Origin of the sequence: Pantoea sp., from assembly GCF_028283705.1 — a bacterium.
Taxonomy (GTDB): Bacteria; Pseudomonadota; Gammaproteobacteria; order Enterobacterales; family Enterobacteriaceae; genus Pantoea.
Genome location: NZ_JAPWKD010000002.1, coordinates 35,865 through 46,888, shown reverse-complemented (window position 1 = coordinate 46,888; position 11,024 = coordinate 35,865). Strand labels below are relative to the sequence as shown.

Here is an 11,024-nt window from a genome sequence, read left to right as displayed (position 1 = left end):
CATTAGGGGATATCCATGCGCAGAATGCCTTTCAATCCCGGACTGAAACCGACGCTGTTGGCTGTAATGGTCAGTGCCGGTTGTTTGCCAGTGATGGCTGCTACCACCAACACCACCGCAGATGCGGCGAAAAAAGAACAGAAAACGCTGACTGTAGTGGCGACACCGCAGAATGACTTCAAACCTGGCGGGAACGATTTAGTCCCGGCTTATCTTGATGGGCAGATCGCGCACGGCGGCCGTCTTGGCATGCTGGGTGAGCAAAATGCGATGGATGTCCCGTTCAACGTCATTGGCTTCACCTCGAAAGCGATTCAGGATCAACAGGCAAAAACCATTGCCGACGTCATCCGTAATGATGCCACGGTGCAAAACGTCAAAGGCTACGGCAACTTCGCAGAAAGTTACCGTATTCGCGGCTTCCGCCTCGATGGCGATGATATGACGTTTAGCGGCTTGCCGGGCGTTGTACCGCGTCAGGTGATGGATGCTTCCCTGATTGATCGCGTGGAAATCTTCAAAGGGGCTAACGGCCTGCTGAATGGTGCCGCCAGCACCGGCGTCGGTGGTCTGATTAACCTTGAACCGAAACATGCGGATGATGCGCCGCTGACCCGTGTGGGGGTTGATTACACCTCGTCCTCGCAGGTGGGTGGCAGCCTCGATATTGGCCGCCGTTTCGGTGATAACAACCAGTTTGGCGTGCGCTTCAACGCGGTTAACCGCGAAGGTGAAACCGGGGTTGATGGTGAGAAAAAACGCACCACAGCGGCGTCCATCGGTCTCGATTACCGTGGCGAGCGTTTGCGTACCTCGCTGGATTTCGGCTACCAGAAAAAGACCTTCCATGATGGTCGTATGGGCGTCAATATCAGCGGCGTTGACTCGCTGCCGGCGGTGCCTTCTAACTCCACTAACTACAGCCAGCCCTGGGTCTTCAGCAATATTGAAAACGAATGGGGCATGGCAAAAGCAGAGTATGACCTTACCGATAGTTGGACCGCGTATGCCGCGCTGGGGGCGCAGCATGCCCATGAAATCGGCAACTATGCCACGCCAAAACTGCTGAATACCGCAGGTGATGTGTCCATCAACACCTTCGAAACCAACCGCCGTCAGGACAATATGAGCGGTATGCTCGGGGTACGTGGCAACTTCGATACCGGGCCGATCTCGCATAAAGTGAACGTTGGTTACTCCGCGTTGACCACCAATGCGAAAAACGCGTATCGCATGTCGTTGTCAGGTTACAACTACAACATCTACGATCCGGTGCAGGTGTCTCGTCCTGATCCGACCTATGCCGGTGGTGAGTTTTATGATCCGAAAACCACCGCGCGTACCCGTACTCAGGGCTATCTGCTGAGTGATACTCTCGGCGCGTTTAATGACACGCTGTTGTTCACCGTGGGCGCGCGTTATCAGAAAGTGTGGGTACGTAACTACGACTACAACACTCAGGAAGAAGACGTCAGCTCGCGTTATACCCAGAGCCGCTGGATGCCGACTTACGGCATCGTGTATAAGCCGTGGCAGACCGTTTCCCTCTACGCCAACCATACCGAGGCGTTGCAGCCGGGTTCAACAGCCCCTACCAGTGCCACCAACTATGGTGCTGTGACCGGGATTGCGCATTCGAAGCAGAATGAAATCGGTGTCAAAGGTGACTTTGGCCGCGTAGGGGGCACCCTGGCGTTGTTTGAAATCAAACAGCCATCGGGCATTCTCGACAGCAACAACGTCTTTGCCATGAATGGCGAACAGCGCCACCGTGGCGCAGAGCTGAATGTGTTCGGTGAGCCGGTACTCGGTTTCCGCCTCAACGCCAGCGCCACCTGGATTAATCCGGAAATGGTGAAAACGGCAAAAGGCCAGTACGACGGCAAACAGGCGATTGGCGTACCGCGTTATAACTATGCGCTGGGTGCAGAGTACGATATCAAACCGGTTGAGGGGCTGACCGCCACCGCGTTGCTGAACCATACCGGTTCACAATGGGCGGATTCTGCCAATACCAAACGTATCGATGCTTACACCACGCTGGATCTGGGGCTGCGTTATCGCACGAAGATCAACCAAAACGATGTTGTCTGGCGCGTGGCGGTGGAAAACGTCACCAACGAGAAGTATTGGGCGAATATCGACTACTCAGGGACCTACCTGACGCAGGGCGATCCGCGCACCTTAAAAGTCAGCATGAGCTACGACTTTTAATCTCTCAGCGGGGCGCGATTGCGCCCCGTTTTCATTTCGTGCTGAAATAATTCTTCATCTTTGGCCGCTTTCCATTACACTCGGAGCGGTAACGTTGCTGCTGGTTTCCCTTATTTTTGTTGAGTTCACATGAGTTCACCTGCTCCACCCGACGATCACGACGAACCCTTGCGCCAGCCGCTGGACGATGCGCAGTTTGCCATTGTGGTACTTGCAGTGACCTCGGTTACCCTTATAATCTTTGTCCTGATGATGACGTTATGGATGAGCTAAGGCTTGTTGCAACGGGTATCGGAAGCCTGCAAGGAGATGTCGATGGAATCCAGAGATGACAAACTGATCGCCATAATTGGCCTGCTTTCGGCCTGTCTGATTGGCGTGGTATTCCTGTTTACCATGACCTGGCTCACCGATGTGCGCCATCCTGCTGACCGTTCTCTCGATGTGCAAACCTGCGGCCCGAAAAACGCCGAAACCCAGCAGTCCTAATCCTGCCGCCGCTTTTGCCACTTAATCTGCTGACTGCGTAACTCCAGCGCCAACGCTTCATGTAGCGTACGATTGCCATTCGGATCCCCCAGACCAAATAACGGCCCTGGCGATCGGCGATCGTCAGCCCATGCCGGATACTCCACCACCGGATAAAGTGAAATGCCTTCCAGCGCCACCCCCTGCTCCAGTGCCAGCATCGCCTCTGCAGAAACATGGTGCAGCCAGGGCGTACGCGCGTCACCTTCCGCCCCGGTTTCTGCCAGCAGCAGCGGTCGCTGGTAGCGCTGCCAGCATTGCAACAGCAGCCGATGCAGCGGCAGGCGTGAGGGATGGTCATCCGGCAACGGGTCACCGGGGAAAAACCAGTGGTTATCCGGGTAATAATTCAGGCCAAGAATATCGAGAAAATCTTCGCTGCCACCCAGCTCCGGCGCATCACGCCCGGCCAGCCAGTCCCAGGCTTCGAACTGCGCCTGATGCTGCGCATCGGCATAGGGTTTGCTATCGGGATTCGCAGGATCGGCGGCCACCTGCACCAGTGGATCGGTGAGCACAAAACGCGCCTGCGGATACACCTCGCGAATCGCATGCATCGCCGCCAGTGACGCCCGCACCAGCTGGCGCTTCAGCTCTTTACCCCGATCGCTGGCGTAAGGATTGAGCCACGCCACATCCGCACCGGCCCACGACCAGAAAGAGATCTGATTTATGGGAGTAAAGAACGGCTGCTCCACGCCTTCATTACGCATCAGCTGCGCCATCGCACGCGCGAAGCGTTCAAAATGATCGACAAATGAGGCATGGAAGATATCGAGATGATCGGGATAACCAAAATGCATCAGTTCCCAGATGATTTGCAAATCATGACGCGCGGCAGCGTGCACCATCGGCAGAAAAGATCGCCAGTCATATTCGCCAGGGGTGGCTTCAATCAGATACCAGCGCGCGCCATCGCGTGCGGTCCGTAACCCCTCCTGCGCCAGAGCGGCATAATCTTTGTCCAGCAGCATGTCATGGCCGCTACTGATCACCATATCGAGGCGTCTTCCTCCGGCGCGACGGGCACTGGAGCAGGGAAAACTGCCCTGAAAAAAACTGCGAAACAGCCGGGGCTGATAGCGCGGGGACGGGGGAACAAGGGGGTGCTGCGCCATTTTCCTCTCCTCACGGGGCACGCCGAATGCAGAACGTTTCGCTAAGTCTAGACTAAATTAACAGCGGGCCAGCAACTGTTACCGGACGCCTCTGATTGCGATGCGCGCTGCGGCCTCCAACAATAAGAATATGATGAGTTTCAGGGAGCCTGTATGAGCGAAGCCGCACCGCGTGATTCTGTGGAAAATGACCAAAACTGGCTCAATGACATCATTGATGCTCGCTGTGCGCCACATCCGGGCATGAGTGGTATTCATCCCCTCAATGATGGGCTGGACGCATTTGCCGCACGTTATTTATTGATGGGCATGGCCCGGCGTACGCTGGATGTGCAGTATTACATCTGGCATAACGATATGTCGGGCCGTCTGCTGTTTAGCGCACTGCTGGACGCAGCGGAGCGCGGCGTTAAAGTGCGCCTGCTGCTGGATGATAACAATACCCCGGGGCTGGATGAGACCCTCGCCGAGCTGGAGCGCCACCCCAACATTTCTGTCCGGCTGTTCAATCCTTTCTCGTTTCGCACGTTACGTATGCTCGGCTATCTGACCGACTTCGCCCGGCTGAATCGCCGTATGCACAATAAAAGCCTGACGGTGGATGGTGCCGCGACCCTGGTCGGGGGGCGTAATATCGGCGACGAGTATTTTGGCACCGGCGATGAACCCTTGTTTACCGATTTGGATGTGCTGGCGATCGGCCCGGTGGTGGAGGAGGTGGGGCACGATTTCAACCGTTACTGGCACAGCAAAGCGGTGTCACCGTTGCACTGCGTGGTGGAAGTCGATCACGATGGACGTCAGGCGGTACGGCTGCCCACCGCCTGGCAGCACAGTGAAGCGGTGCTGCGTTATATGGCCCGGCTGGAACACTCTTCTTTTGTCAGCCAGATGGCGGAAGGGACGCTGAGTATGACCTGGGCGGCCACGCGTTTATTAAGCGATGACCCACGCAAAGGGCTGGGGAAAGCGAAGCGTTCTTCCCTGCTGCCACAGCGTATGCTGGAGGTGATTGGCACGCCGCAACAGCAATTCGACATCATCTCGGCTTATTTCGTGCCGACGCGCGCCGGGGTGGCGCAGTTACTGGCACTGAAGCGGCGCGGGGTGAAAATCGCCGTGCTGACCAACTCGCTGGCTGCCAATGACGTCAGCGTGGTGCATGCCGGATATGCGCGCTGGCGCAAGAAGCTACTGCGGCACGGCATTGCTTTGTATGAACTGAAGCCGCAGGCCAATGCCAGCGAGGCACCGCATGACCGTGGGTTGACCGGTAACTCTGGCTCCAGCCTGCACGCCAAAACTTTTACCGTGGATAATCGTAAAGTCTTTATCGGCTCGTTTAATTTCGACCCGCGCTCTGCGGTGCTGAATACCGAAATGGGGCTGGTGATTGAAAGTGATGAGCTGGCGCAACGCACCCATCAGCGCTTTATTCAGGGGATGCGCGATCGCGCCTGGACCTTACGGCTTGATGGCTGGGGCCGGGTGAACTGGGTGGAATATCCGGAAGAGGCGGGTGAGGTGGTGCATATCCATGAGCCGCAATCCACCTGGGTACAGCGTTTGCTGGTACGGCTGGTGTGGCGCTTGCCGATTGAGTGGTTGCTGTAAATAAAACGGGCCAGCTAAACTGGCCCGGCGGTTATTTGCGTTGCGGTTTCCCGGAGAACAGGAAACGCAGCAACGGAATACGCAGATGGATTTCATACAGCGTAAATGCCACGCCAAACACCATCAACAAGCCGAGGAAAAAGCCCAGGGTGTCATTACTGATCAGCGGAGTGATAAAAATGCCGTACAGCAGAGTGAGTGGGTGATGCACCAGGTAAATAAACAGTGAAGCATTCACCAGATACATGATGCGTGGTGAGTGGCTGTTCAGCAGTTTATGCCCGAAGCAGAAGCAGACGTTCAGCATGCACAAGCCCATCAGGGTAGAAATCACGTCGTCGATTTCATACAGCCAGCCATCACCACTGCTAAAGCGTTGATTCAGGCTGTAGGCGACAAACACCGCGATTGCCCCAAAGCACATCACCGGATTAAAACGAACAAATAACGCCTTGAGTGGCGGATGTTTCCAGCTCAGCGCGCCCAGCATGAAAAACGGCAGGAAGAACAGGCTTTGCATCACAGCGGTGCTGAACAGGCCATCCATTAGCCAGTTGGGCTGGAAGGTAAAAATGAGACGACGGAAAACACACCACAACAGTGCCCACGCCAGCAGGGCCAGCGTCAGTTTGCCCCAGCCAACCCGGTTATAATCAATCTGACGATGCTGGCTACGCAGCCAGCGGAAGGTGATCATCCCCAGCGTGGTGAGGATCACCAGCACCACCAGAAACCACAGATGGGAGATCAGGTCCCACACCAGCGCATTGTATTTCTGATACAGGGTGAAGCTGTCCCAATCTCCTACTTTGTCCGTGAGATTTTTTAGCATAAAAAACTGCGGCAAAGTGATGAGCGGCACGGCGGTCAGCAGCGGTATACCCACGCGCTCCAGGCGGACCTTCAGCCAGCGCTGTGGCTGATAGCGCAGATAAAGCATGTAGGAAAAATAGCCGGAGATGACGAAAAACACCTGCATGCGGAAGGCGTGAATGAAATCATTCAACACCGTCAGCCACATCGAGGCATCCTGGCTATTTACTGACCATCTTTGTGTGGAGTAAATCAGGGAAACGTGGAAAGGCACGCCCAATAACATTAAATAAGCTCGAATCGAATCGAGAAAATATTCGCGTTCGGATTTTGCTGCAGTCATAAGCATCCAATTGTCTGTGTCCTGGCCGGCTTCGCCCTGAAACCGGATTATGCCGGAGTAAAATTCTACCGGCTGTAAACAGGGTATACTATCAGTAGATTCTGTATCGTTTAATAATCCGAAAAGCGCATTTTCCACTTACAAATAGAGGGAACATTCGTTTACATACGCTGTCGGAAAAACGAATAATCCTTTAAGATATGCGGGTTTGATCTAAGCACACGAAAGGGGGGGATGTGCTGAATATAGTGAAAAATAAAGCCGGACTGATGAAGATGCGCTGGGTTGGTGCAGCAGTTCTGCTGGCGTTGTACGCAAATAATAGCTGGGCGTTCAACCTTGATGATGTAGCAAAACAGGCTCAGGCCCTGGCAGGGAAAAGCTTTGAAGCGCCTAAGAGCAACTTACCCTCTCAGTTTCGTGAAATGAAATATGCTGATTATCAGCAGATCCAGTTTAACCACGATAAAGCTTACTGGGGCAAATTGCGTACGCCGTTTAAACTGGAGTTCTATCACCAGGGTATGTATTTCGATACGCCGGTGAAAATCAACGAAGTAACAGCCAATACGGTACGTGAAATCAAGTACAACCCGGACTATTTCAACTTCGGCAACGTCAAGCATGACGCTGACGCGGTGAAAAACCTTGGTTTTGCCGGATTTAAAGTGCTTTATCCGCTGAACGAAAAGGGTAAAAACGACGAGATTACCAGCTTCCTCGGTGCCAGCTACTTCCGCGTGATCGGGGCGGGCCAGGTGTATGGCCTGTCGGCGCGTGGCCTGGCAATCGATACTGCGCTGCCATCGGGCGAAGAGTTCCCGCGCTTTAAAGAATTCTGGATCGAGCGGCCAAAACCGCAGGACAAGCAGCTGGTGATCTACGCATTGCTGGATTCGCCTCGCGCTTCAGGTGCGTATCGTTTCGTGGTGCGTCCGGGTAAAGAGTCGACCGTTGATGTGCAGTCAAAAATTTATCTGCGTGACAACGTCGGCAAGCTGGGTATTGCGCCACTGACCAGTATGTTCCTGTTTGGCGCAAATCAGCCGTCGCCGGTGAGCAATTTCCGTCAGGAGTTGCATGATTCTAATGGGCTTTCCATCCATGCCGGTAACGGCGAGTGGATTTGGCGTCCGCTGAATAACCCGAAACATCTGGCAGTGAGTACTTTCACCATCGAAAACCCGAAAGGTTTTGGTTTGCTGCAGCGTGGCCGCGATTTCAGCCATTATCAGGATCTTGACGATCGCTATGACCTGCGCCCGAGCGGCTGGGTAGAGCCGTTAGGTGACTGGGGCAAAGGCCATGTCGAGCTGGTGGAGATCCCCACCGCCGATGAAACCAACGACAATATCGTGGCTTTCTGGACGCCAGAAAAACTGGCAGAACCGGGCAAAGAGATGAGTTTCCAGTATCGTCTGCACTTTACCCGTGACGAAAACCTGCTGCATTCCGACGATGTTGCCTGGGTGAAAGATACCCTGCGTTCTGCGGGTGATGTGAAACAGTCAAACCTTGTACGACAGCCGGATGGCAGCATCGCCTTTACCGTCGATTTTGTCGGCAGAGCGATGAGTAAACTGCCGGAAAACACTCAGGTTGCCCCGCAGGTCAGCGTTGGTAATAACGCCGAAGTGGTTGAACAGAGCGTACGTTACAACCCGGTGACCAAAGGCTGGCGTCTGGTACTGCGCCTGCGTGTGAAAGATAACAAGCAGCCGACGGAAATGCGTGCGGCGCTGGTTAGCGGTGACAAGACATTGACGGAAACCTGGAGCTATCAGTTACCTGCCAATGAATAACTCGACTTTTACACCTCAATCTTACGTGGAAGCCCTGCCGCTCGATGCGGCAGGTCGTGCCCGCCTGAGTGCATCGCTACAAAATGCCCAGGCGTTCCACGCTATTCATACGTCACTGGGGCATGATGTTGCCGCCAGTGAGCGCCCGGATGACGCACCGTTAAAATCGGTGTCGTCCCGTGTGCAGATGGCCTGGCCAGATTCACTGGCTGACGGCCAGCAACTGGGCAAGGATTATCTCGATCGCACCATACTGAAGGCGATGCCGAAGGTTAAGCGTTCGCTGATGTTCCCGGAAGCCTGGCGTACCAACCCGATAGCCCGTGCCTGGGATTCGATGCGCGGGCGTAAGTCTGCGCCACGCGCCACCACGGACGAAGAGCAGAAAGTGGAAGAGAAGTGGCGTCACGTGGGTTCGATGCGTCGTTACGTCCTGCTGATTCTGACGCTGCTGCAGACCGTGATCGCCACCTGGTACATGAAAACCATTTTGCCGTATCAGGGCTGGACACTGCTCGATCCCATGGAGCTGTTCAACCAAAACTGGCTGCAATCGGTGGAATTGATTCTGCCGTACATTTTGCAGACCGGCATTCTGTTCCTGTTCGCCATACTGTTCTGCTGGGTCTCCGCCGGTTTCTGGACCGCGTTGATGGGCTTCCTGCAGTTACTGATTGGCCGTGATAAGTACAGCATCTCTTACTCAACGTCAGGCGATGAACCGCTGAACCCGGAGCATCGCACGGCGCTGATCATGCCGATCTGTAATGAAGACGTGGAACGTGTCTTCGCAGGCCTGCGTGCGACCTGGGAATCGGTCAAGCGCACCGGCAATGCGGAACATTTTGACGTTTACATCCTCAGCGATAGCTACGATGCCGATATCGCCATTGCGGAACAGAAAGCCTGGATGGAGCTGGTACGTGATGTCGGGGGCGCGGGCAAGATTTTCTATCGCCGCCGTCGTCGTCGTGTGAAACGCAAGAGCGGCAACATTGATGACTTCTGTCGCCGCTGGGGAAGCAACTACAGCTATATGGTGGTGCTGGACGCTGACAGCGTGATGAGCGGGGAATGTCTCACCGGTCTGGTGCGCATGATGGAAGCGAATCCGAAGGCCGGTATTATCCAGTCATCACCGAAAGCGTCTGGTATGGACACGCTGTATGCGCGCTGTCAGCAGTTCGCTACCCGCGTCTACGGCCCGTTGTTTACTGCGGGTCTGCACTTCTGGCAATTGGGGGAATCGCACTACTGGGGCCATAACGCCATCATTCGTGTGAAACCCTTTATTGAGCACTGTGCGCTGGCACCGCTGCCGGGCGAGGGTTCCTTTGCCGGTTCAATTCTGTCGCATGACTTCGTTGAAGCGGCGCTGATGCGTCGTGCCGGTTGGGGCGTATGGATTGCCTACGATCTGCCGGGGTCCTACGAGGAGTTGCCGCCGAACCTGCTGGATGAGCTGAAGCGTGACCGTCGCTGGTGTCACGGTAACCTGATGAATTTCCGCCTGTTCCTGGTGAAAGGGATGCACCCGGTGCATCGCGCGGTGTTCCTGACCGGTGTAATGTCATATCTCTCGGCTCCGTTGTGGTTTATGTTCCTGGCGCTCTCCACCGCTTTGCAGGTGGTGCATACGCTGATGGAACCGACCTACTTCCTGCAACCGCGGCAGTTGTTCCCGGTGTGGCCGCAGTGGCGTCCGGACCTGGCGATTGCGCTGTTCTCCACCACCCTGGTTCTGCTGTTCCTGCCAAAACTGCTCAGCGTGGTGCTGATTTGGTTCAAAGGCGCAAAACCGTATGGCGGGGCAGTGCGGTTGTTTTTCTCGCTATTGCTGGAGATGCTATTCTCGGTATTGCTGGCACCGGTACGTATGCTGTTCCATACCGTGTTTGTGGTCAGTGCGTTCCTTGGCTGGGAAGTGGTGTGGAACTCTCCGCAGCGCGACGATGATGCTACGCCGTGGAGCGAAGCCTTCCGCCGTCACGGTTCGCAGATGCTGCTGGGTATTGTCTGGGCAGCGGGCATGGGCCTGCTGGATCTGAACTTCTTGTGGTGGCTGTCGCCGATTGTCTTCTCGCTGATTCTGTCGCCGTTCGTGTCTGTGATGTCGAGCCGCGCGACCATCGGTCTGAAGAGCAAACGTGCGAAGTTGTTCTTGATCCCGGAAGAGTATGATCCGCCAAAAGAGCTGGTGGACACCGATAACTATCTGCAACTGAATCGTGAACGTGCGCTGAAAAACGGCTTTATGCACGCGTTGTTTAACCCGGCATTTAACGCGCTGGCGACGGCTATGGCGACCTCTCGCCATTTACACAGCACCTTGCTGGATCACGCACGCGATCGCCGTGTTGATCAGGCGTTAAGTGATACACCAGAAAAACTGAATCGCGAACAGCGCCTGCAGCTGATTAGCGATCCGGTGGTGCTGGCGCGTGTCCATACGCGCTTGTGGGAAAGTGCTGAGAAATATCATCAGTGGGTGGAAAGCTATCAGAAGCTGAAGTTAAACCCATTGGCACTACAACAGCATGGATGAAGCGTGATGCTGGCTGATTAAGCCCGCAAGATAAAAGCCGCTATCGT

The 11,024-nt window shown here is 55.0% G+C and carries 8 protein-coding genes; 6 read left to right on the top strand and 2 right to left on the bottom strand.

Translation table 11 applies throughout. The features are described from left to right. The first annotated feature begins 15 nt into the window (after positions 1-15). The 3 genes from PW844_RS01245 (at position 16) to PW844_RS01235 (ending at position 2,703) form a co-directional block, all read left to right on the top strand. Positions 16-2,214, top strand: a complete 2,199-nt coding sequence (locus PW844_RS01245) for a TonB-dependent siderophore receptor (protein ID WP_299445845.1) — start codon at positions 16-18, stop codon at positions 2,212-2,214. A 129-nt stretch (positions 2,215-2,343) separates the two neighbouring features. Continuing rightward, a complete protein-coding gene (locus PW844_RS01240; RefSeq protein WP_013508612.1) occupies positions 2,344-2,487 on the top strand; it encodes a hypothetical protein in 144 nt (47 codons plus the stop codon). Between the two features lie 42 nt (positions 2,488-2,529). Next, positions 2,530-2,703, top strand: a complete 174-nt coding sequence (locus tag PW844_RS01235; protein ID WP_167379240.1) for a hypothetical protein — start codon at positions 2,530-2,532, stop codon at positions 2,701-2,703. Here PW844_RS01235 and PW844_RS01230 read toward each other — a convergent pair. Beyond that, the gene (locus PW844_RS01230; RefSeq protein ID WP_299445837.1) at positions 2,700-3,860 is read right to left on the bottom strand and encodes a beta-glucosidase; all 1,161 of its coding nucleotides are present in this window, start codon (positions 3,858-3,860) and stop codon (positions 2,700-2,702) included. The genes PW844_RS01235 and PW844_RS01230 overlap by 4 nt on opposite strands. Before the next feature lie 153 nt (positions 3,861-4,013). Here PW844_RS01230 and PW844_RS01225 point away from each other — a divergent pair, with 153 nt between their 5' ends. Continuing rightward, positions 4,014-5,474 (top strand): phospholipase D family protein, encoded by a 1,461-nt coding sequence (locus tag PW844_RS01225; protein WP_299445834.1) that lies wholly within the window; start codon positions 4,014-4,016, stop codon positions 5,472-5,474. A 31-nt stretch (positions 5,475-5,505) separates the two neighbouring features. On the opposite strand, the gene mdoC is transcribed toward PW844_RS01225, so the two are convergent. Beyond that, positions 5,506-6,630, bottom strand: a complete 1,125-nt coding sequence (mdoC, locus tag PW844_RS01220) for a glucans biosynthesis protein MdoC (RefSeq protein ID WP_299446764.1) — start codon at positions 6,628-6,630, stop codon at positions 5,506-5,508. Positions 6,631-6,896: 266 nt separating this feature from the next. On the opposite strand from mdoC, the gene PW844_RS01215 reads away from it, so the two are divergent. Next, positions 6,897-8,432 (top strand): glucan biosynthesis protein G, encoded by a 1,536-nt coding sequence (locus tag PW844_RS01215; RefSeq protein ID WP_208617309.1) that lies wholly within the window; start codon positions 6,897-6,899, stop codon positions 8,430-8,432. After that, positions 8,425-10,977, top strand: coding sequence for a glucans biosynthesis glucosyltransferase MdoH (gene mdoH / locus PW844_RS01210; protein ID WP_299445831.1), 2,553 nt, complete (start codon positions 8,425-8,427; stop codon positions 10,975-10,977). Before PW844_RS01215 ends, mdoH begins: the two co-directional genes overlap by 8 nt. Positions 10,978-11,024 lie beyond the last annotated feature (47 nt).

Coding starts and splice junctions, on each gene's coding strand:
- PW844_RS01245 (WP_299445845.1), top strand. CDS start 16: ATGCGCAGAATGCCTTTCAATCCCGGACTGAAACCGACGCTGTTGGCT.
- PW844_RS01240 (WP_013508612.1), top strand. CDS start 2,344: ATGAGTTCACCTGCTCCACCCGACGATCACGACGAACCCTTGCGCCAG.
- PW844_RS01235 (WP_167379240.1), top strand. CDS start 2,530: ATGGAATCCAGAGATGACAAACTGATCGCCATAATTGGCCTGCTTTCG.
- PW844_RS01230 (WP_299445837.1), bottom strand. CDS start 3,860: ATGGCGCAGCACCCCCTTGTTCCCCCGTCCCCGCGCTATCAGCCCCGG.
- PW844_RS01225 (WP_299445834.1), top strand. CDS start 4,014: ATGAGCGAAGCCGCACCGCGTGATTCTGTGGAAAATGACCAAAACTGG.
- mdoC (WP_299446764.1), bottom strand. CDS start 6,630: ATGACTGCAGCAAAATCCGAACGCGAATATTTTCTCGATTCGATTCGA.
- mdoH (WP_299445831.1), top strand. CDS start 8,425: ATGAATAACTCGACTTTTACACCTCAATCTTACGTGGAAGCCCTGCCG.